Origin of the sequence: Paracoccus marinaquae (assembly GCF_018860165.1) — a bacterium.
GTDB lineage: Bacteria > Pseudomonadota > Alphaproteobacteria > Rhodobacterales > Rhodobacteraceae > Paracoccus > Paracoccus marinaquae.
In genome coordinates this window covers 99,647-121,075 of the sequence record NZ_JAHKNG010000003.1, presented here as the reverse complement: position 1 = coordinate 121,075, position 21,429 = coordinate 99,647, and the positions used below count along the sequence as shown (strand labels likewise).

The 21,429-nt window shown below is 68.9% G+C and carries 19 protein-coding genes and 1 riboswitch; of the genes, 13 read left to right on the top strand and 6 right to left on the bottom strand.

Annotation, left to right across the window (positions count from 1 at the left end):
* The first annotated feature begins 18 nt into the window (after positions 1–18).
* The 5 genes from KNW02_RS03255 to KNW02_RS03235 are packed head-to-tail and all read left to right on the top strand — an operon-like array spanning position 19 to position 5,183.
* Positions 19–1,545 carry a sugar ABC transporter ATP-binding protein gene (locus KNW02_RS03255; RefSeq protein ID WP_216031829.1) on the top strand — a complete coding sequence of 509 codons (1,527 nt, stop codon included), beginning with the start codon at positions 19–21 and terminating at the stop codon, positions 1,543–1,545.
* Positions 1,542–2,513 carry an ABC transporter permease gene (locus tag KNW02_RS03250; RefSeq protein WP_216031828.1) on the top strand — a complete coding sequence of 324 codons (972 nt, stop codon included), beginning with the start codon at positions 1,542–1,544 and terminating at the stop codon, positions 2,511–2,513. The genes KNW02_RS03255 and KNW02_RS03250 overlap by 4 nt, the downstream gene beginning before the upstream one ends.
* On the top strand, positions 2,510–3,511 hold the full coding sequence (locus tag KNW02_RS03245) for an ABC transporter permease (RefSeq protein ID WP_216031827.1): 1,002 nt from the start codon (positions 2,510–2,512) through the stop codon (positions 3,509–3,511). Before KNW02_RS03250 ends, KNW02_RS03245 begins: the two co-directional genes overlap by 4 nt.
* On the top strand, positions 3,511–3,825 hold the full coding sequence (gene rhaM, locus KNW02_RS03240; RefSeq protein ID WP_216031826.1) for an L-rhamnose mutarotase: 315 nt from the start codon (positions 3,511–3,513) through the stop codon (positions 3,823–3,825). Before KNW02_RS03245 ends, rhaM begins: the two co-directional genes overlap by 1 nt.
* A complete protein-coding gene (locus KNW02_RS03235; protein ID WP_216031825.1) occupies positions 3,822–5,183 on the top strand; it encodes an FGGY-family carbohydrate kinase in 1,362 nt (453 codons plus the stop codon). Before rhaM ends, KNW02_RS03235 begins: the two co-directional genes overlap by 4 nt.
* An 8-nt stretch (positions 5,184–5,191) precedes the next feature.
* Here the strand turns inward: KNW02_RS03235 and KNW02_RS03230 are convergent, their stop codons facing one another.
* The 5 genes from KNW02_RS03230 to KNW02_RS03210 form a co-directional block, all read right to left on the bottom strand.
* A complete protein-coding gene (locus tag KNW02_RS03230) occupies positions 5,192–6,118 on the bottom strand; it encodes a glucokinase (RefSeq protein ID WP_216031824.1) in 927 nt (308 codons plus the stop codon).
* Between the two features lie 13 nt (positions 6,119–6,131).
* Positions 6,132–7,238 (bottom strand): ABC transporter ATP-binding protein, encoded by a 1,107-nt coding sequence (locus KNW02_RS03225; protein WP_216031823.1) that lies wholly within the window; start codon positions 7,236–7,238, stop codon positions 6,132–6,134.
* 4 nt (positions 7,239–7,242) lie between these two features.
* Positions 7,243–8,082: a carbohydrate ABC transporter permease gene (locus tag KNW02_RS03220; RefSeq protein ID WP_216031902.1), complete on the bottom strand. Its 840-nt coding sequence runs from the start codon at positions 8,080–8,082 to the stop codon at positions 7,243–7,245.
* 4 nt (positions 8,083–8,086) lie between these two features.
* Entirely contained in the window at positions 8,087–8,959 is an 873-nt protein-coding gene (locus KNW02_RS03215) for a carbohydrate ABC transporter permease (protein WP_216031822.1), read from the bottom strand.
* Between the two features lie 64 nt (positions 8,960–9,023).
* Positions 9,024–10,265: an ABC transporter substrate-binding protein gene (locus KNW02_RS03210; RefSeq protein ID WP_431356733.1), complete on the bottom strand. Its 1,242-nt coding sequence runs from the start codon at positions 10,263–10,265 to the stop codon at positions 9,024–9,026.
* A 183-nt stretch (positions 10,266–10,448) separates the two neighbouring features.
* Here KNW02_RS03210 and KNW02_RS03205 point away from each other — a divergent pair, with 183 nt between their 5' ends.
* Genes KNW02_RS03205 through KNW02_RS03195 form a run of 3 tightly spaced genes read left to right on the top strand, consistent with a single transcriptional unit; the run spans position 10,449 to position 14,063 of the window.
* Entirely contained in the window at positions 10,449–11,153 is a 705-nt protein-coding gene (locus KNW02_RS03205) for a response regulator transcription factor (protein WP_216031820.1), read from the top strand.
* On the top strand, positions 11,146–12,552 hold the full coding sequence (locus tag KNW02_RS03200) for a sensor histidine kinase (RefSeq protein ID WP_216031819.1): 1,407 nt from the start codon (positions 11,146–11,148) through the stop codon (positions 12,550–12,552). Before KNW02_RS03205 ends, KNW02_RS03200 begins: the two co-directional genes overlap by 8 nt.
* Before the next feature lie 20 nt (positions 12,553–12,572).
* Entirely contained in the window at positions 12,573–14,063 is a 1,491-nt protein-coding gene (locus KNW02_RS03195; RefSeq protein WP_216031818.1) for an asparaginase, read from the top strand.
* A 25-nt stretch (positions 14,064–14,088) separates the two neighbouring features.
* Here the strand turns inward: KNW02_RS03195 and cobO are convergent, their stop codons facing one another.
* Complete coding sequence (gene cobO, locus KNW02_RS03190; protein ID WP_216031817.1) at positions 14,089–14,718, bottom strand: cob(I)yrinic acid a,c-diamide adenosyltransferase; 630 nt, start codon at positions 14,716–14,718, stop codon at positions 14,089–14,091.
* Positions 14,719–14,757: 39 nt separating this feature from the next.
* A riboswitch (cobalamin riboswitch) is annotated at positions 14,758–14,949 on the top strand.
* A 99-nt stretch (positions 14,950–15,048) separates the two neighbouring features.
* On the opposite strand from cobO, the gene KNW02_RS03185 reads away from it, so the two are divergent.
* From KNW02_RS03185 to KNW02_RS03165, 5 genes are read left to right on the top strand one after another with little or no spacing between them, the layout of a single operon-like run.
* Positions 15,049–15,411, top strand: coding sequence for a DUF1636 family protein (locus KNW02_RS03185; RefSeq protein WP_216031816.1), 363 nt, complete (start codon positions 15,049–15,051; stop codon positions 15,409–15,411).
* Positions 15,412–15,414: 3 nt separating this feature from the next.
* Positions 15,415–16,461: a cobalamin biosynthesis protein CobW gene (cobW, locus tag KNW02_RS03180; protein WP_216031815.1), complete on the top strand. Its 1,047-nt coding sequence runs from the start codon at positions 15,415–15,417 to the stop codon at positions 16,459–16,461.
* Positions 16,461–19,694, top strand: a complete 3,234-nt coding sequence (cobN, locus tag KNW02_RS03175; protein WP_216031814.1) for a cobaltochelatase subunit CobN — start codon at positions 16,461–16,463, stop codon at positions 19,692–19,694. The genes cobW and cobN overlap by 1 nt, the downstream gene beginning before the upstream one ends.
* The gene (gene cobG, locus KNW02_RS03170) at positions 19,691–20,797 is read left to right on the top strand and encodes a precorrin-3B synthase (RefSeq protein WP_216031813.1); all 1,107 of its coding nucleotides are present in this window, start codon (positions 19,691–19,693) and stop codon (positions 20,795–20,797) included. The genes cobN and cobG overlap by 4 nt, the downstream gene beginning before the upstream one ends.
* Positions 20,797–21,426: a precorrin-8X methylmutase gene (locus KNW02_RS03165; RefSeq protein WP_216031812.1), complete on the top strand. Its 630-nt coding sequence runs from the start codon at positions 20,797–20,799 to the stop codon at positions 21,424–21,426. The genes cobG and KNW02_RS03165 overlap by 1 nt, the downstream gene beginning before the upstream one ends.
* The last annotated feature ends 3 nt before the right edge of the window (positions 21,427–21,429 follow it).

The following is a 21,429-nucleotide window of genomic DNA, read 5'->3' as shown; positions in this document are numbered from 1 at the left end:
CCCCCAAGGATCACAACCATGCTGGCTGAGACCGAAAGGCCGGTGCTGTCGCTGCGCGGCATCGTCAAGACATTCCCGGGCGTCCGGGCGCTGGACGGGGTGCAGATGGATCTGTTTCCCGGTCAGGTGACGGCGCTGATCGGCGAGAACGGCGCCGGCAAATCGACCATCGTGAAGGTGCTGACCGGCATCTATCAGCCCGATGAGGGGCAGATCACCGTCGACGGGGCCGAGACGCAGTTTCCCACCGCGCAGGCGGCGGGCGATGCCGGCGTCACCGCGATCCATCAGGAAACCGTGCTGTTCGACGAGATGACGGTGGCCGAGAACATCTTCATCGGCCATGCCCCGCGCGGGCGCTTCGGCCTGATCGACCGCAAGGCGATGCAGGACCGTGCGCGCGAGATCCTGGCCAGCATCGGCGCCGATCTGAACCCCGCCACGCGGCTGCGCGATCTGGGCATCGCCAGCAAGCATCTGGTCGCCATCGCCCGGGCGCTGTCGATCGACGCCCGCGTGGTGATCATGGACGAGCCCACCGCCGCCCTGTCGCACAAGGAAATCGCCGAGCTTTACGAGCTGGTCGAGAAACTGAAGCACCAAGGCAAGGCAATCCTGTTCATCAGCCACAAATTCGACGAGATCTTCCGCATCGCCGACCGCTGGACCGTGTTCCGCGACGGGCAGTTCGTGGGCGAAGGCCGGATGGCCGGCACCTCGGAATCCGAACTGGTCAAGCTGATGGTCGGCCGCGCCGTCGATCAGATCTATCCCAAGCGCCCGGCCAGGATCGGCAAGCCCGCGCTGACCGTCGCCGGCTATTGCCACCCGACCGAATTCGACGAGATCACGTTCACCCTGCATGAGGGCGAGATCCTCGGCTTCTACGGGCTTGTCGGCGCCGGCCGCAGCGAGGTGATGCAGGCGCTGTTCGGCATCACCCAGCCCTCGAAGGGCGCCTGCCGCATCGGCGAGGATGTGCGGGTGATCCGCTCGACCGCGCAGGCGGTTGAGGCGGGCATCGTCTATGTCCCCGAGGATCGCGGCCGGCAGGGCGTGGTCAAGGGGCTGCCGATCTTCCAGAACGTCACCCTGCCCTCGCTGCGGCAGACCAGCCGCAACGGCTTTCTGCGGCTGGCCGAGGAATTCGCACTGGCCCGCGAATACACCCAGCGGCTGGATCTGCGCGCGGCCAGCCTCGATCAGGACGTGGGCCTGCTGTCGGGCGGCAACCAGCAGAAGGTGGTGATCGCCAAATGGCTGGCCACGCGCCCGCGCGTCATCATTCTGGACGAGCCCACCAAGGGCATCGATATCGGATCGAAGGCCGCCGTACATGACTTCATGTCGGAACTGGCCGCACAGGGGCTGGCCGTGATCATGGTCAGCAGCGAAATCCCCGAGGTTCTGGGCATGTCCGACCGGGTCATCGTCATGCGCGAGGGCCGCATCGCCGCCGAATTCGAGGGCGAGGCGATGACGCCCGAAAACCTCGTCCGTGCCGCCGTCGGCATCGGCGCGCAGGAAAGAGGAGAAGCCGCATGAGCCTGCTGAAATCGCGCGAGGCCATTCTGGCACTGGCCATCGTCGCGCTGCTTGCGGTGATCGCCAGCCGCTTTCCGGCCTTCATCACGCCCCGCAATCTGGCCGGGGTGCTGACCGATACCTCGCCGCTGATCCTGCTGGCGCTTGGCCAGATGGCGGTGATCCTGACGAAATGCATCGACCTGTCGGTGGCCGCCAATCTGGCGCTCTGCGGCATGATCGCGGCACTGATGGACGGCATGGGCGTGCCGCTGCCGCTGATCCTGCTGGCGGTGATCGCGCTCGGCGCCGGGCTCGGGGCGGTGAACGGGCTTCTGGTCTGGCGGCTGGGCATCCCCTCGATCGTCGTCACGCTGGGCACCATGACCATCTATCGCGGCGCGATCTTCCTGCTGACCGGCGGCGCCTGGATCAACGCCCATCAGATGAGCGATGCCTTCAAGGCCTTCCCCCGCACGGTGGTCGCCGGGCTGCCGGTGATGGCGTGGATCGCCATCGCCATCGTCGCCGGCTTCGCGCTTCTGATGCTGCGCACGCCTCTGGGCCGGGCCTTCTATGCGGTCGGCGGCAACCCCCATGCGGCGGTCTATACCGGCATCTCGGTCGGCCGCACCCAGTTCGCCGCCTTCGTGCTGGCCGGCGCGCTGGCGGGGCTGACCGGCTATCTGTGGGTGGCGCGCTATGCCGTCGCTTATGTCGATATCGCCGGCGGGTTCGAGCTGGACGTGGTCGCGGCCTGCGTGATCGGCGGCATCGCCATCGCGGGCGGCGCCGGATCGGTCGTGGGCGCGGTCATGGGCGCGCTGTTTCTGGGCATCATCAAGAACGCCCTGCCGGTCGTCGGCATCTCGCCCTTCTGGCAGATGGCCATTTCGGGCAGCGCGATCCTGATCGCCATCGCCTTCAATGCCCGCGCCAACCGCGAGGCGGGCCGCATCATCCTGAAACAGGCGGAGCACCGGACATGACAGACGCCACCGTGACCCCCACCGGCCGCCAGATCCCCGACCGGCTGGTCAGCCCGCTGGCCCGCGCCCTGAAAAGCTGGGAGATGCTGCTGCTGATCGTGGCCGCCGCCATCTTCATCGCCAATTCGCTGGCCTCGCCCTATTTCCTCGATCCGTGGAACCTCAGCGACGCCACCTTCAACTTCACCGAAAAGGCGATGATCGCCTTCGCCATGGCGATGCTGATCGTCGCCGGCGAGATCGACCTGTCGGTCGGCTCGGCCATCGCGCTCTGTTCCACGGTGATGGGGCTCGCGATGGCGGCCGGCGCCGGGACGCCGGTTCTGGTCCTGCTGGGGCTGGGCACCGGGCTGGCCTGCGGCGCCTTCAACGGGCTTCTGGTCGCGCGTTTCGGCCTGCCCTCAATCGTCGTCACCATCGGCACCATGAGCCTGTTCCGCGGCATCAGCTATATCGTGCTGGGCGACAGTGCCTTCACCGGCTATCCGGCCAGCTTTGCCTGGTTCGGACAGGGCTATGTCTTCTGGGTGATCACGGTCGAACTGGTGATCTTCGCCATCGCCGCCGTCATCTTCGGCATCGTCCTGCACCGCACCAATTTCGGCCGCATGGTCTATGCCATCGGCAACAACGCCACCGCCGCGCGGTTTTCCGGCATCCGGGTCGAGCGGGTGAAGTTCATTCTGTTCCTGCTGACCGGGCTGATGAGCGGGATCGCCGCGATCTGCCTGACCTCGCGGCTCGGCTCGACCCGGCCCAGCATCGCCACCGGCTTCGAGCTTGAGGTGGTGACCATCGTCGTCCTCGGCGGGATCAGCATCCTTGGCGGCTCGGGCTCGATCCCCGGGGTGGTGATCGCGGCGCTGGTGATGGGGCTGGTGACCTTCGGGCTGGGCCTGTTGAACGTGCCGGGCATCGTCATGTCGATCATCGTGGGCGGGCTGCTGATCGGGGTCATCGCCCTGCCGCGCCTGTGGACCATGATCCGGAGGCGGTGATGCAGAAATATGCCTTCCGCATGATGCTGAAGCCCGGCAGGCAGGACGAATACCGCCGCCGCCATGACGAAATCTGGCCCGAACTGGTCGATCTGCTGCGCAGGGCCGGGGTCAGCGACTACTCGATCCATCTGGATCCGGAAACGAACGCGCTCTTCGGGGTTCTGTGGCGTACGGACGATCACGGCATGGACGATCTGCCCGCCCATCCGGTGATGCGGCGCTGGTGGGCGCATATGGCCGACCTCATGGCGACCCACCCGGATAACGAACCCGTCGCGGTGCCGCTGATCCCGATGTTTCACCTGCCATGACCCGCATCGCCGTCATCGATATCGGCAAGACCAATGCCAAGCTGGCGCTGGTCGAGGGCGAGACACTGGCCGAGATCGCGGTCGTCACCCGCCCCAACCGGCCGCTGCCGGGGCCGCCCTATCCCCATTTCGACCTCGACGGGCACTGGCAGTTCTTCCTGCATCATCTGGCCGTGTTCCACGCCCGCCACGGCATCGACGCGATCTCGGTCACCACCCATGGCGCGGCGGCGGTGCTGCTGGACCAGGACGGAGGCATCGCGGCGCCGATGCTGGACTACGAACATACAGGCCCCGATCTGCTGGCCAGGGGTTACGACGCCATCCGACCCGGCTTTGCCGAGACCGGGGCACCGCGGCTGCCGGCCGGGCTGAATCTGGGGGCGCAGCTTCACTGGCTGCTGGAAACCCGGCCCGATCTGGGCGCTCGCATCGCCCATATCGTCACCTATCCGCAATACTGGGGCTGGCGGCTGACCGGAGAGATGGCGACGGACGTGACCTCGCTGGGCTGTCATACCGATCTGTGGGAGCCGTGGACGGGGCGGTTTTCCGCGCTGGCCGGCAGGCTTGGCCTTGCAGTCCGGATCGCGCCGGCGCGGCGCTCGGATGAGGTGCTGGGCCATCTGCTGCCCGCAATTGCCGCGCAGACCGGATTGCGCGCCGGAACCCCGGTGGCGGTCGGCATCCATGACAGCAACGCCTCGCTCTACCCCTATCTGCTGGGGCGTGCTTCGCCCTTCGCCGTGGTCTCGACCGGGACATGGGTGGTGGCCATGGCGGTTGGCGGCAAGACCGCCGCACTGGATCCCGCGCGCGACGTGCTGGTGAATGTCAACGCGCTTGCAGAGCCGGTGCCCTCGGCCCGGTTCATGGGCGGGCGCGAATACGAGATCATCCGCAATGGCCGTGAAGCGGTCCCCGACGATGCCGACCGCGCCGCCATTCTGGCGCAGGGGCTGATGCTGCTGCCGGCGGTCGACCCGGGATCGGGCCCGTTTCAGGGCCGCAGCATGCGCTGGACCCAAGACCCCGCAAGTGACGGCCAGCGGATGCTGGCGCTGTCCTGGTATCTGGCCCTGATGACGGAAACCTGCCTCGGACTGATCGGCGCGGCCGGGCCGGTCCTGGTCGAAGGCCCTTTCGCGCGCAATCCCGATTTCCTCGATATGCTGGCCGTCCTTCGCCCCGAGGGGGTCGAGGTCGCGCAATCCGCCACCGGAACCTCGGCCGGGGCGGCGCTGCTGTGCATGGATCGCTCCACGCCTCCGCAGACCAGCGCCGTCACCCGGCCGGCGGATGCGGATGCGCTGGCGGGCTATGCGGCCAAGTGGCGTGCAGCCGCCGGGCAAGGATAGGCGGCGGATCAGGCCAGGGCGGCAAGGCAGCCGTGCAGCGCCGCCATGTCGTCGCGGATCAGGAAGATCGGCGTGTTCTCGGGAATGTGGCGCATGAACGGGTCGGCAAGGAAACCCGCCTCGAACTGCTCGATCCGGCTGGCGATGCTGCGCCCGACGCTGCCGGCGAGGAACAGCCCTTCCAGCGGCATGAACCGCAGGGCCAGTTCACGGCAGAGCAGCCCCACCAGTTCTGCAAAGATGTCATAGCTGGCGGCCGCTGCGGCCTCGCCGGCATCGGCGGCACGGGCGATTTCCTCGCTGCGCACCGGCGCGGCACCCGTGCGGGCGGCGTGAAAGCGCGACAGCCCCCGCCCGGCGAATGTCTCTTCGGTCGAGAAGAATTCCCGTGCGGTCCCGGCGCCCAGCAGTTCGGCCAGTCGCAGGTAGATATTGGCGGGCAGGTTGGTATGGCCCTCCTCCGCCTCCATCGCGGTGATCGCGCCGCCGGGCAGCACCCGGACGGCGCAGACATTGAAGCCGGTGCCCAGACCCACGACCAGCGCCTGACCGTTGCGGGCGCGCCCGTCGGGGGCGTTGCGCAGCACCGCCAGCCCGTCGCCCTGCAGGGCCGGGGTGGCATAGCCCAATGCGGTCAGATCGTTTATCAGCCGCACATGGTCGGCATCGGTCAGCCGCGCCAGCCGGCTTTCGTCAAAATCCCAGTCGCGGTTGGTCAGCTGCGCCCTGCCACCGCTGACCGGCCCGGCCACCGCCACGCAGACCGAGCTGATGCGCGGCTGGTCCTGTTCCTGCAGGAAGCGGCGCACGACATCGTCGAAGCTGGCGAAATCGTCGCCGCGAAAGCGGGTGACCGTCTGGCCGTCGATCACCCCGTTGCGCGCGATCGCCATCCGGGCATTGGTCCCGCCCACATCCCCCAGAAGCATCGCCATTCCGTCACCTCGCCTAGTTCAGCCGCAGACCATCCTGCGGCGAGAAGTATGAGACCTTCGAGAGGTCAAAGGCCAGCGGGAACATCTGCTTCGGCCGGACGGCGCTTTCGGCGCGCAGCCGGGCGGTGACCGGCGTGCCGCCCAGATGGGTGACGGCAAAGGTGTCGGCACCGGCAGGCTCGACCACATCGATCAGCACCTCGCCGCCGGCCTCGGGCGCGTGGCCCGGCAGATGCGCCTGACCGGTCGCCTCATGGATATCCTCGGGGCGGACGCCCAGCACGATTTCGGCCGGCAATTGCCGCGCCACCGGGTCGGTGATGACCAGCGGACCACCGCTGTCGCGGTCGATCTCGATGCGCGTGGCGCCGTCCTCGGTCCGGGCGCGGGCCGGGATCAGGTTCATCGCCGGGCTGCCCATGAAGTCGGCCACGAACATGTTGGCGGGGCGGTTGTAGATCTCGGCCGGCGTCCCGATCTGCTGGATCACGCCGCCCTTCATCACCACGATCCGGGTGGCCAGCGTCATCGCCTCGATCTGGTCGTGGGTGACATAGACGATCGAGGCGTTCAGATCCTGATGCAGCTTCTTGATCTCGGTGCGCATGCTGACCCGCAGCTTGGCATCGAGGTTCGACAGCGGTTCGTCGAACAGGAACAGCCGCGGGTCGCGGACCAGCGCCCGGCCCATCGCCACCCGCTGCCGCTGGCCGCCCGACAACTGCCCCGGCTTGCGGTTCAGCAGCGGCTCGATCTGCAACTGGCGCGCGACCTCGGCCAGCTTGGCCGCCTGCGTGGCCTTGTCCACGCCGCGCACCTGCATGCCGAAGGTGATGTTCCGGGCCACGCTCATGGTCGGGTAGAGCGCATAGGACTGGAACACCATGGCGATGTCGCGATCCTTGGGGCTGACCCCGGTCACGTCGCGCCCGCCGATGCGGATCGTGCCGCCGGTGATCGGCTCGAGCCCGGCGATGCAGTTCAGAAGCGTCGACTTGCCGCAGCCGGACGGCCCGACGAGAACGAGGAAATCGCCCTCGTCGATGCTGACATTGATGTCATGCAGGATATGGGTGTCACCATAGGATTTCTGCAGATGGTCGATTTCGAGGATGGGCATGGGCTCAGCCTTTCACGGAACCGGCGGTCAGGCCGCGGATGAAATATTTGCCGGCGACGACATAGACGAACAGCGTGGGCAGGGCGGCGATGATCGCGGCGGCCATGTCCACATTGTAGGCTTTGACGCCGGTGGTGGAGTTGACGATGTTGTTCAGTGCCACGGTGACAGGCTGGCTGCCCGCGCCGCTGAACGAAACCCCGAACAGGAAGTCGTTCCAGATCTGGGTGAACTGCCAGATCACCGAGACGGTGATGATCGGCAGCGACAGGGGCAGGAAGATGGCAAAGAAGATGCGGAAGAAGCCGGCGCCATCGACCCTGGCCGCGCGGACCAGCTCTTGCGGGATGGTGACATAGTAGTTGCGGAAGAACAGGGTGGTGAAGCCGATCCCGTAGATGACATGGACGAAGATCAGCCCCGGAATCGTGCCCGCCAGCCCCATCAGCCCCAGCATCCGCGCCATCGGCATCAGCACCACCTGGAAGGGGATGAAGCAGCCGAACAGGATCGCCGCGAAGAACAGGTTCGCGCCGCGAAAGCGCCATTGCGCGAAGACATAGCCGTTGATCGCGCCGATGACGGTCGAGATCGCCACCGCCGGAACCGCCATCAGGACCGAGTTCCAGAAGAACGGCCGCAGCCCCTCGCATTGCGTGCCCGCGCAGGCACTGGACCAGGCCTCCAGCCAGGGCTGGAAGGTGATCGCGCGCGGCAGCGCCAGAAGGCTGCCGGTCCGGATTTCCTCGAGGCTTTTCAGCGAGGTGGTCAGCATCACGAAGAGCGGCATCAGGTAGAACAGCGCAAACAGGATCAGGATGCCGTAAAGACCCCAGCGCAGCATGGTGTTAGTGGTCACGGCGCGGCCTCAATTCGCTGTAGAGATAGGGAACGACGATGGCGAAGATGACCATCATCATGATCATGGCGCTGGCCGCCGCCTGACCCAGATCGCCGCGCGAGAAGGCCATGGCATACATGTAGGTCGCGGGCAGGTCGGTGGCATAGCCCGGGCCGCCATTGGTCAGCGCGATCACAAGGTCGAAGGCCTTGATCGCCAGATGCGCCAGCACGATGAAGGCGGACAGGAAGATCGGCGCCATGGTCGGGATGATGATCGCCGTATAGATGCGATGGGTGGGAATTCCGTCCACCTGTGCGGCGCGGATGATCTCGGTATCGACCGAGCGCAGCCCGGCCAGAAACAGCGCCATGACAAAGCCCGAAGCCTGCCAGACGGCGGCGATCACCACGGTATAGATGGCCATTTCGGGCCGGATCAGCCAGTCGAAGGTGAAACTCTCGAAGCCCCAGCCGCGCACCATTTCCTGAATGCCGAGGCCGGGATTGAGAATCCACTTCCACGAGGTGCCGGTCACGATCAGCGACAGCGCCATCGGATAGAGATAGATGGTGCGCAACACCCCCTCGGAGCGGATCTGCTGATCAAGGAAGATCGCCAGCATCAGCCCGACCACCATCGAGATCACGATGAACAGCGCCCCGAAGATAAAGAGATTGTCCATCGCCACGTCCCAGCGCGGCGAGGCAACGAGACGGCCATACTGGCCAAACCCGTCGATCTCGTATCGCGGCATGAGCTTCGATTTCGTCAGGCTGACCCAGGCGGTCCAGCCGATGAAGCCATAGACGAAGACGAGGATCGCGACGAAGGACGGCGCCAAGACCAGCTTGGGCACGTTGCGTTCAAGCCATTCCATGTTTCGGATTCCCCCAAAAGAAAAACGCCGCGCCCCGGCAGGGCGCGGCGTTCGCGGCATGTGGTCACATCGTCGCGGCGACCGCGTCGGCCAGTTGCTGCACCGCATCGTCCGAGGACATGTCGCTGTTGAAGAAGTTGGTCACGACATCGGTCACGGCACCGGCCTGCGCCCCGCGCAACGCCATGCCATGCGCATAGGACGGCAACAGCGAGCCATCGCCCGCGTCCGCGTTCATGTCGGCATTGGACTGCTTGGCGCAATCGTCGAACTCGTCCAGCGCGACATCGGTGCGGGCCGGGATCGAGCCCTTGTTCAGGTTGAAGACCTTCTGGAACTCGGGCCCCATGATCAGCTTGGCCAGCAGCTTCTGGCCCTGCTGCTTGTCCTCGCCCTCGACCTCGAAGAAGGCAAAGCTGTCCACATTGTAGAGATAGCCGTCGCCCGGTGCCGGCCAGCAGACGAAATCGGTGCCCGGCACCTTGCCCGCGGCCAGGAATTCGCCCTTGGCCCAGTCGCCCATGATCTGGAAGGCCGCCTCGCCATTCATCACCATCGCCGTGGCCAGGTTCCAGTCGCGGCCCGAGAAGTTGTCATCGACATAGCCGCGCAGGGTCCGAAGCTGGTCGAAGACCTGCTTCATGGTGTCCGATGTCAGCGCCTCGGGGTTCAGGTCGATCAGCGCCGCCCGGTAGAAGTCTGGCCCGCCCAGCCCCAGCACCAGCGTCTCGAAGACGGTGGCATCCTGCCAGTTCTGGCCGCCATGCGCCAGGGGCGTGATGCCCGCCGCCTTCAGCTTCTCGGCGGCGGCGTTGAACTCGTCCCAGCTGGTCGGCATTGCGATGCCGTTGGCATCGAGGATCTGCTTGTTGCCCCAGATCCAGTTGATGCGGTGCACGTTCACCGGCGCCGCGCACCACTGGTCCTCGCATTTCATGTGTTCGGCCAGCTGCGGGGGCAGCACCTCGGCCCAGCCGTTTTCCCCGGCCACGTCGCCGATATCGGCCAGCCCGGTTTCCTCGTACCATTCCTGAATGGCGGGACCCTTCAGCTGCACGGCGGCCGGCGCGTTTCCTGCCAGAACCCGGGCGCGCAGCGCCGTCATCGCGGCATCGCCGCCGCCGCCGGCCACCGGCATGTCGGTCCAGGTGCCGCCCTCGGCCTTGAACTGGTCCTGCAGCACGGCCACAGATTTCGCTTCGCCACCCGAGGTCCACCAGTGCAGCACCTCGGCCGACGGCTCGGCCATCGCGGGCGCGGCCAGAAACATGGCGGTCGAAGCCGCCAGAACGGATTTCATGTACATGGATCCTCCCAGATCGTTGGGACGCAGGTTCAGGCCCCGCGCCAAGACACAGCATGCCAAAGCCACCGCCGTTCCGGCAATGCCGGAGCGCGGTGCGACGGGCAGATTTCGACCCCTGATGTTACAAACTGTTACGCAGGGCCGGGCGGGCTGCTATCACGGGGCATCCGAGGGGGAACGCCGATGAGCCTGCATCGTCTGCTGGTGGTCGAGGACGACGCCGAAATGGCGGCGATGCTGGCCGCCTATCTGCAGCGTCAGGGCTTTTTCGTCACCTGCGCCGACAGCCGCGCCTCTGCCCTTCAGGCCCTGCAAACCGGGCGCGTCGATCTGATCCTGCTCGACGTGTCGCTGGGCGATGACGACGGCGTGCAGATCTGCGCCGAGATCCGGGCCGCGCAGGAGGTGCCGATCATCATGGTTTCGGCGCTGTCGGCGGATCATCAGCGCATGGCCGGATACGAGGTCGGCGCCGACGACTATATCGCCAAGCCCTTCAACCCCGACCTGCTGCTGGCGCGGATCCGGGCGGTGCTGCGCCGCACCCGCCGCAGCGCCAGCCTGATCCACCGGCGCCGGGACGCGATCTGCCGCTTTTCCGGCTGGAGCTATGACGCGCGCCGCGACGAGATCACCGCGCCCGGCGGGTGGCAGGCCTCGCTGTCGGCGCGGGAAACCGCGCTGCTCAGGGTGTTTCTTGCCAATCCGCTGATCCCGCTCAGCCGCGAGGAAATCGCCGCGGCGCTGGACGACGAGGAGGCCGCCGAGGGCCGCGCGATCGACATGCTGGTGAACCGGCTGCGGCAGAAGACCGACCCCGAGCTGATCCGCACCGAGCGCGGCACCGGCTATGTCTTCACCGCCGAGGTCGCGCGCGACGATGGCTAGGCGCCTTGGCCTGCGCTGGCTGGCCAGCCTGTGGGTGCTGCTGGCGATGGCAGCCGGCGGCGCGGCGGTCTGGCTGTGGATGTCGTCGCAGGCGGCATGGATGGACCATCTGGATCGCGCCTATATCGCCGGCCTGGCGCTGCATGACAGCCTGGAAAACGGCAGCGCGCTGCCCGCGGGCCTCAGCCGGACGCAACTGCGGGCCGAGCCGTCCCTGCCGCCGGGCTGGCGCGAGACGCGGGTCGCCCTGACCGGCAGCGCCCGGCCCGACCGGGCGCAGGGCGGGCGGCTGTCATTGCGCATCCAGTCGCCCGACATGCAGTATCCCGTGGCCGAAATTCAAAGTCTGGGCGGGGGCTCGCAGGCGGCGGCGCTGGCCTCGGTCACCCGCGTTCTGGCGCGGTTCTGCAGCGAGGCGCAGCTGTTCGCGCGCCCGGATGACGGGCCCTGGCTGCGCATCGACGGCGCCCCGGTCTGGGGCTGCGAAATCGCCCCCGCCGATCTGCGGCTGCCGGCCGTGGCGATCCTTGTCGCGGCGCTTGTGCTGCTGCTGGGTTGGGTGGCCGAGGTTTCGGGCGCCTTCACCACCTTCGCCGCCGCCCTGCGCGATCACCGCGCCCGCAATGCCGAACTGCCGGTCGGCGGCGTCGATGAACTGCGCCAGACCGCCGAGGCGGTGAATGCCTATGTGGCGCAGGACCGGGCGGCCCTCGAAAACCGGGCGCTGGTCCTGTCGGCGGTCAGCCATGACCTCGGCACCCCGGCGACACGCCTGCGGCTGCGCAGCGCGCTGATCGAGGATGCCGATCTGCGCGGCCGGCTGGAACGCGACATCGACGAGATGACCGGCATGATCGACGGCGTGCTGACCTATACCCGCGCCGAGATCGGCCAGGAACCCTTTCGGGAACTGTCCCTGACCTCGCTGGTCGAGGCGGTGGTCGCCGACTATCAGGATGTCGGGCTGCCGGTGCGCCTGAACGGCGCCCCCGCGCGCGAAACCGGGGCCGGGACGCTGTTCGCCCGCGCCCGCGCCCGGCCCGCACCTGAACGCCACCGCATCCTGATGCGCGGCCAGCCGACCTCGCTGCGCCGGGCGCTGTCGAACCTGATCGACAATGCGCTGAAATATGGCCGCGAGGCCGAGGTGACGGTGGACGGCGATGCCGATGATGCCGTCCTGACGGTGACGGATCGCGGCTCGGTGCTGACCGAAGCGGATCTGGCACGCCTGACCGGGGCCTTCCAGCGCGGCGGCAATGCCGGTACGGCCAGCGGTGTCGGGCTGGGACTGGCGATCGTCTCGACCATCGCGGCCCAGCATGGCGGCCGGCTGGAATTCCTTCGGGCCAGCAACGGGCTTGCCGCACGGATGGTGCTGTGCCGGCACTGGGCCTGAGACAAGGAGACAGGAAAAACATGCGCGTCTGCATCATCAATACCGGCGGCACCATCGGTTGCGTGGGCGAACCCCTGGCACCCATGCCGGCGGGTGAGTTCGCCGCGGCTGTGCAGCACCTGCTGGGCTCCGCGCTCGGTGCCGCCCTGCCGGGGCTGTCGCTGCATTTCGACGCCGGGCTCGGCTTCGACAGCCCGACCGGGACGCTGGACAGCACCGATCTGCGCCCCACGGACTGGTGCAGGATGACGCGGCGGCTGCTGGACCTTTATGCCGGCTTCGACGCCTTCGTGATCCTGCACGGCACCGATACCATGGATTTCACCGCCGCCGCCCTGCCCTTCCTGCTGAATGTCTTCGATCCGCTGGGGCTGGGCCGGGCGCTGCTGTCCAAGCCGGTGATCCTGACCGGCGCGCAACTGCCGCTGCTGCGGCAGACGCCCGAGGGGCTGGTGCTGAATGCCGGCAGCGACGCCTTTGCCAATCTGGCCGGCGCACTCGCCTGCGCGCGCCTGTGCCTGCCCGAGGTGGCGGTCTTCTTTGACGGCCGGTTGCTGCGCGGCAATCGGGCGCTGAAGGTCTCGACCATGCGCTTTGCGGGGTTCGACAGCCCGCACCTGCCGCCCTTGGCCGAGGCCGGGATCGGGGTCTGGCACGGCCCCGCCGCGCCGCTTGCGGGGCCGGCCGCGCCGGAACGGTCGCTGGACGATCCGGCGGCCCGCGATCTGGCGCTGGCGCAGCTTGACGCGGTCGAGGCGGCGCTGGAGGCGCATCCGGTCCTCCAGCTTCCTGTCGGGCCGGCCGATCACCGGCGCGATCTGCCGCTGCTGGCCGACATGATCGACGCGGCCCTTGCCTCGGGCATCCGGGGGCTGCTGATCGAGGGTTACGGCGAGGGCAATGTCCCGGCCGGATCGGGCGCCATCGAGGCCGCCCTGCGGCGGGCGCATGCGGCCGGGGTCACGGTGCTGATCGGCAGCCGGGTGATCGGTGGCAAGGTCGGCCAGTTCCACTATGCCGCCGGTGCCTGGATCGCCCGGACCGGGGCCGTCGAGACGGGCGACATGACGCCGGTCGCGGCCTTCGCCAAGCTGACGGTGCTGCTGGCCGCCGCCGGGCATCACGGTTGGGATCGCGCCACGGTCGCGGCGTTGTTGAAACGGGGGCTGGCCGGCGAATGCACTGCCACCGACCGGCTGGGTCCGGGTGAGGTTCTGTGGCCGGGGATGCGCCTCTGCGCGGCCGACGGCAGGGCCGAGTTGCTGAACGAGGCCGGGGCGGGCCTGGTGCTGCGCGATGGCGCGGGAAAAGACCTCTGGTCGGTTGGCGGGACGGGCCGGATGATGATGCAGGACCGGCCGGCTTTCGTGGCGGCGGATGGCGCCGATCTATGGCAAAGCGGTGCCAGCCTGCCCGGTGGCGTGCTGATCCTGACCGGCGACGACCGGCCACGGCTCATGCTGCATGACCCGGCAGGGCGGCAGGCGCCGCAGATCCTGTTCGGGGCCTAGCGGCGGCCGGGGCAAGGGACGGGGTTCAGAACTCGACCCCCGGCTGCGCCTTGATACCGGCCCGGAACGGATGCTTGACCATCGCCATTTCGGTGACCAGATCGGCCGCCTCGACCAGCGCCTCGGGCGCGCCGCGACCGGTCAGCACGACATGGGTCATCGGCGGTTTCTCGGCCGCCAGAAAGTCCAGCACCGCCTGCGCGTCCAGATAGCCATAGCGCAGGGCGATGTTCACCTCATCCAGCAGCACCATGCGGATCGCGGGGTCGCGGATCAGGTCCTTCGCCTTCTCCCATCCCGCCTCGGCGGCGGCGATATCGCGGGACTTGTCCTGCGTCTCCCAGGTGAAGCCCTCGCCCATGGCGTGGAACTGGCAGAGATCGCCGAAATGCCCGGTCAGCAGGCGCCGCTCGCCGGTGTCCCAGGCACCCTTGATGAACTGCACCACGGCGCAGGGCATGCCATGGGCGATGCAGCGCATGATCATGCCGAAGCCGGAACTGGATTTGCCCTTGCCCGGGCCGGTATGGACGATGACCAGCCCCTTCTCGCCGGTCTTCGTCTCCATCATCCGGTCGCGCGCGGCCTTTTTCTTCGCCATCTTCTGGGCGTGGCGGGCCTGATCCTCGGGCGCGATGTCGCGGGTCTGGGTCATCGGATCGCTCCTTCCGCTTGACAACATGGGGGCGCTTGCCTCAGGTGAGGGCGCGCTGGTTCCTGTCCTATGACAGGCGAAGAGGGAATGCGAAAGGCGTCACGCCCGAACGCAGCCGCCCCCGCGACCGTGACCGGAGAGGTCGCCCAAGCCACTGGCCCCCATGGCCGGGAAGGCGGGCCGACCGTTTGATCCGCAAGCCGGGAGACCTGCCAGCGCAACGTGTTTACGGGCGGACGGGGTGATCCGCGACCGGCAGGCGAAATGCTGGCCGCGCGCCCTTTTCGTCCTTCTGGCCCGCCCCCGACGCACAGGGAAGAAGGGGCCGCGATGCGCGCCATACTGCATGTCTGCACGACCTGCCGCGGGCCCGTACCCGACCCGGTCGAGCCGCGCCCCGGCGCGATGCTGCATGCGGCGCTGGCCGGCGCCGCGCTGCCCGAAGGGGTCGAACTGCGCCCGGTCGAGTGCCTGTCCGCCTGTTCGCAGGGCTGCTCGATCGCGCTGTCGGCGCCTGGCAAGTGGTCCTATGTCTATGGCCGCCTGAGCGCCGCCGACGCCGCCGATATCCTGACCGGCACCGCCGCCTATGCGGCCGCCGCCGACGGGCTGGTGCCGTGGCGCGAACGCCCGACGATCTTCCGCAGGCAGAGCCTTGCCCGCATCCCGCCTCTCGGCCCCCAGCAGGAGTGATCCATGTCCGATCTGACCAAGACCCCCGTCACCGTCATCACCGGCTTTCTCGGCTCGGGCAAGACCACGCTGATCCGGCACCTGATGGCCAATCCGCAGGGAAGGCGGCTGGCGGTGCTGGTCAACGAGTTCGGCACCATGGGTGTGGACGGCGAGATCCTGAAATCCTGCGCCGACGACAACTGCCCGGCCGAGAATATCCTTGAGCTGTCCAATGGCTGCATCTGCTGCACCGTCGCCGATGATTTCATCCCGACGCTGGAACGGCTGATGGCGATGCCGAAAAGGCCCGATCACATCCTGATCGAAACCTCGGGTCTGGCGCTGCCCAAGCCTTTGCTGCGGGCCTTCGACTGGCCGGCGATCCGCTCGCGCATCACCGTTGACGGCGTGATCGCCCTCGCGGATGCCGAGGCGGTGGCGGCTGGCCGTTTCGCGCCTGACGAAGCCGCTGTTCAGGCGCAGCGCGAGGCCGATGACAGTCTGGATCACGACACCCCGCTGGCCGAGGTGTTCGAGGATCAGATCGCCTGCGCCGACATCATCCTGCTGACCAAGGCCGATCTGGCCGGGACCGAGGGTGTGGCCCTGGCCCGCGCCCTGATCGAGGCCGAGGCACCGCGCCCGCTGCCGATCCTGACCGTCACCGACGGCGCCGTCGATCCCCGGGTGATCCTGGGGCTGGGACGGGCGGCCGAGGACGATCTAGACGCCCGCCCCAGCCATCACGACGGCGCCGAGGATCACGAGCACGAGGATTTCGACAGCGTGGTCATTGATCTGCCGGAAATCGACGACCCGGCCGCGCTGACCGCTGCCATCGAGCGGCTGGCGATCCAGCAGAACATCCTGCGCGTGAAGGGCCATGTCGCCGTCCGGGGCAAGCCCATGCGCCTTCTGGTACAGGCGGTGGGCGCGCGGGTGCGGCAGCAGTATGACCAGCCCTGGGGCAGCCGGCCCCGGTCCTCGCGGCTGGTGGTCATAGCCGAACATGACGATGTGAACGAGGCCGCGATCCGCAGCGCCCTGCTGGGGCCGGTGCCTGCCTGATGCATGTGATCTTCCGCGAAAGCCACGGTCTGGAAGAGACCGACACCCCCTATGATCCCGGCCAGACGGCCGCGGATCTGGTGGTGCTGTCGTTCTCGGACAGCGATCTGGGTGCCTTCGCGGCGGGCTGGCGGCGGGCGGCGGGCAGCCTGCCCTCGCTGCGGTTGTGCAATCTGGTGGCGCTGCGGCACCCGGTTTCCGTCGACAGCTATCTGGACAACACGCTGGCCGGTGCGAAGGGCATCCTGATCCGGCTGATCGGGGGCGAGGCCTATTGGTCCTATGGTCTGGCGGCGGTGCAGGATCTGGCCCGGCGCAAGGGCATCGCGCTGGCCGTCCTGCCCGCCGACGGCCGCGACGATCCGCGGCTTGCGGCGGTCTCGACCGTGCCCGGCGCGGTCCTGCGACGGTTGCGGCGGCTCTGCGATGCGGGCGGCGCGGTTGCCGCGCAGGCGGCGCTGGCCCGGATGGCGCTGGCGGCGGGGCTTCCTGCCGGGCCAGTTTCGGGTCGCAGATCGCTGCCCGATTTCGGCTTCTACGATCCCGATGCGGGCGTGATCGCCGCACCACCGGCCGGGCCGCTGGCGCTGGTCAGCTTCTATCGCAGCTATCTGACCGCCGCCGATACCGGTCCTGTCGATGCCCTGATCCGCGGGTTGCGCGGGGCCGGTTTCGCGGCCTGCGGCGTCTTTGCGCCCTCGCTCAAGACCGCCGATTTCGGCGACTGGCTGGCGGGCGCCCTGCCGGCGGCACCGGCCGCCCTCGTCAATGCCACCGGCTTCTCGGTCCGGGTCGAGGCTGGCGGCACGCCCTTCGACGGCTTCGGCTGCCCGGTGTTTCAGGTCGCCCTTTCGACCAATCGCCGGCGCGAATGGGCGCAGGCCGAACGCGGGCTGTCGCCGGCGGATCTGGCCATGCATGTGGTTCTGCCCGAGGTCGATGGACGCGTCTTCGCCGGCGTGATCAGCTTCAAGGCGCCCGAGCCGCGTGATGCCGACCTGCAATACAGCCGCTTCGTTCACCGGGCCGAGCCTGACCGCATCGCCGCCACCGTCGCCCGCATCGCCGCATGGCAGCGCCTGGCGACGACCGCCCCGGCCGACCGGAACCTGGCGCTGATCCTGTCCACCTATCCGGGCCGCGACTGGCAGATGGCCCATGCGGTCGGCCTTGATGCGCTGGCTTCCGCCGATGCGGTCGCCGATCTGCTGGCGGCGGCGGGCCATGACATCGCCCCCGGCCCGGCCGCCGGGGCGCTGGCGACCGGGCGGATCGACTGGCCGCTGGCGGATTACCTCGAAGCGCTTGAAACGCTGCCCCGGTCCCTGCGCGACCGGCTGACCGCAGCATGGGGCGCAGCCGAAACCGATCCCGATCTTTCGGACGGCACCTTCCGCTTCGCCGCGATCCGGCGCGGCAGGCTGCTGCTGGCGCTGCAACCCGAACGCGGCCGGCGCGAGGGTCGCGCCGAGGACTATCACGACCTGAGCCGCGTGCCGCGCCATGGCTATGTCGCCTTCTATCTGTGGCTGCGTGCGCAGGGTTTGCACGCGCTGATCCACATGGGGGCGCATGGCACGCTGGAATGGCTGCCGGGCAAGGCGGTGGCCCTGTCCTCAGAATGCTGGCCCGAGGCCCTGACCGGCCCGCTGCCGGTCATCTATCCCTTCATCGTCAACGATCCGGGCGAGGCGGCGCAGGCCAAGCGCCGCCTTGGCGCGGTGACGCTGGGGCATCTGCCGCCGCCGATGCTGCCGGCGCGGACGCCGGCCGGCATGGCGCATCTGGAACGGCTGCTGGACGAATATTCCTCGGCCGACGGGCTGGACCCGGCCCGCCGCGACCGGCTGATCGGCGCCATCCGCGACGAGGCCCGGGCCGCCGGGGTCGAGGGCGATCTGGGCATCCCGGCCGGGGCCTCGGCGGCCGAGGCCATCACCCGGATCGACCGCTTCGTCTGCGACATCAAGGAAAGCCAGTTCGGCGAGGGGCTGCATGTCTTCGGCACCGGACCCTGCGGCGACGAGGAACGCGCCGGCCTGCTGACCGCGCTTGCCGGCCGGCATGTGGCACCCGGCCCCTCGGGCTCGCCCGCGCGCGGGCGAGACGATGTGCTGCCGACGGGGCGCAACCTTTTCAGCCTCGATCCGCGCGCGGTGCCGACGCCAGCCGCCCATGCGCAGGGGGTGAAGCTGGCCGAGGAACTGCTGCGCCGGCACCTGCAGGACCATGGCGACTGGCCGAGGGGGCTGGTCGTCGACCTGTGGGGCAGTGCGACCATGCGCACGGCGGGCGAGGAATTCGCCATGGCCCTGCATCTGGCCGGGCTGAAGCCGGTCTGGGACAGCGCGTCGGGCCGTGTTTCGGGGGTCGAGATCACTCCGCTGGCGCTGCTGGCCCGGCCCCGGATCGACGTGACATTGCGGGTATCGGGACTGTTCCGCGATGTGTTTCCGGTGCTGGCGCAGTTGTTCGGCACCGGCACCGAGGCCCTGGCCAGTCGCGACGAGGATCCCGCCGACAATCCCTATCTGCAACGCGGGGCGCGCGTCTTCGGGCCGGAACCGGGCCAGTATGGCCTCGGCATGGGCGTCGCGGCCGAGACCTTCACCGATGCCGCCCGGCTGGCCGCCGGCGAAGCCTGGCTGGCTGCCTCAAGCTGGGCCATCGGCCGCGACGGAGGCATGCGGCAGGATCGCGCCGGGCTTGTGGCGCGTCTGGCTGGCGCCGACAGCTTTGTCCATGCTCAGGACCTGCCGGAAAGCGACCTGTTGCTGGCCGCCGATTACGCCGCGCATGAGGCCGGCTTCGCCGCCGCCATGGCCCGGATCGGGGCTGCGGCGCCGGTGCTTTACCATCTGGACGCCACGCAGCCCGGCCGGCCCCGCGCCCGCACCCTGACCGAAGAGATCGCCCGCACGGTCCGCGCCCGCGCCTCGGATCCACGCTGGGCCGGCGCCATGACCGCGCACGGGTTCCGCGGCGCGGCCGAGATCGCGGCGACGCTGGACCATCTTGCCGCCTTCGCGCATCTGGCCGGGGCCGTGCCGCCGCATCTGTTCGACCTTTATCACGAGGCGACGCTGGGCCGACCCGAGATCGTCAGCTTCATGGACGAGGCCAACCCGGCAGCACTTGCCGCCCTGCGCGACCTGTTCGCACGGCTGGCCGAGGCCGGGCTGTGGATCACCCGGCGCAATTCGATCGCCGCCACGCTGGAGACGGGGACATGAGCGCGATCAGGGGATGGTGCCCCGGGGCGCTGCGGCCGATGGAATCGGGCGATGGCTGGGTGGTCCGCATCCGCCCCCGCGGCGGGCGGCTGAGCCCGGCACAGGCCGCGGGTGTCGCGCGGGCCGCAGCCGCATATGGCAACGGCTTGATCGACCTGACCGGCCGCGCCAATCTGCAACTGCGCGGCATCACTCAGGCCAGCCATGCGCCGCTGATCGCCGATCTGCGCGCGCTGGATCTGATCGACCCAGATATCGCCACCGAGACCCACCGCAACATCATCGTCACGCCCTTTGCCGACGACGCCGCCGACGCGCTGGCCGCCCGGCTCGAGGCGGCATTGGCCGCCAGCGCGCTGCCCCTGCCCGCCAAGTTCGGCTTTGCCGTCGATTGCGGCCCCACGCGGTGCCTGGCCGGCGTTCCCGCGGATATCCGGCTGGAGTGCAGCATCGACGGGCGGCTGATGCTGCGCGCCGATGGCATGGCGCTTGGGCGGCCGCTGGCGGATGTGTCGCAGGCGATCGGGCTTGCCGCATGGTTCCTGCAACAGGGCGGGGCGCCCGGTGGCCGGGGCCGGATGGCCCGGCTGATCGGGCGCGGCGTGACGCCGCCCGCGACGCTGGCCCCCGCCCCCGCCGCGCCGCCCGCCAGCCCGGGCCGCACGGCATCGGGAATGCTGCTGGCGCTGGAATTCGGCCAGACCGACCCCGGGACACTGGCCGCGCTGGCCCGGCTGGGCCCGATCCGGCTGACGCCCTGGCGGATGCTGCTGCTGGAAGGGCTGACCGATATGCCCGATCTGCCGGGCCTGATCGCCGATCCCTCGGATCCGTGCCTGCGCCTGCGGGCCTGCACGGGCGCGCCCGGATGCCCGCAGGCCCTTGCGGTCACCCGCCCGCTGGCCCGAAGCCTCGCGCCGCATCTGCCGGACGGCGCGATCCTGCATGTCTCGGGCTGCGCCAAGGGCTGCGGCTGGCCGCATCCGGCCGACATCACCCTGACCGCAACGCCGGCGGGATTCGATCTGATCCGGGGCGGGCGCGCCTCGGATTCCCCCTTGATGCGCGGGCTTGCCCCCGCCCGCCTGCCAGAGGTTCTGTGATGCCATATGATTACGAAAAGGACGGCGCCGCGATCTATCGCCAGTCCTTCGCGACCATCCGCGCCGAGGCCGGCCTGACCCGCTTTGCGCCCGACGAGGAAGGGGTCGTGGTCCGCATGATCCACGCCGCCGGCATGGTCGGGCTGGAGCGGCATGTCCGGTTCACCCCCGGCATGGCAACCGCCGCCCGCCATGCGCTGGAGGCCGGGGCGCCGCTCCTGAGCGATGCGCGAATGGTCAGCGAGGGGATCACCCGCGCCCGCCTGCCCGCATCGAACGCGGTGATCTGCACCCTCAATGATCCGCGCGTCCCGGACCTCGCCCGCGAGATGGGCAATACCCGCTCGGCCGCCGCGCTGGAGCTGTGGCGGCCGCATCTGGCGGGCGCGGTGGTCGCGATCGGCAATGCGCCGACGGCGCTGTTTCACCTGCTGAACATGCTGGAGGATCCGGCCTGCCCGCGCCCCGCCGCGATCATCGGCTGTCCGGTGGGGTTCGTCGGCGCGGCGGAATCGAAACAGGCGCTGCTTGCAGCCGCCCCGGTGCCGGCGCTGGTCGTCGAGGGGCGGCTTGGCGGCTCGGCCATCACCGTGGCCGCGGTCAACGCGCTGGCCAGCCGCAAGGAGTAAGCG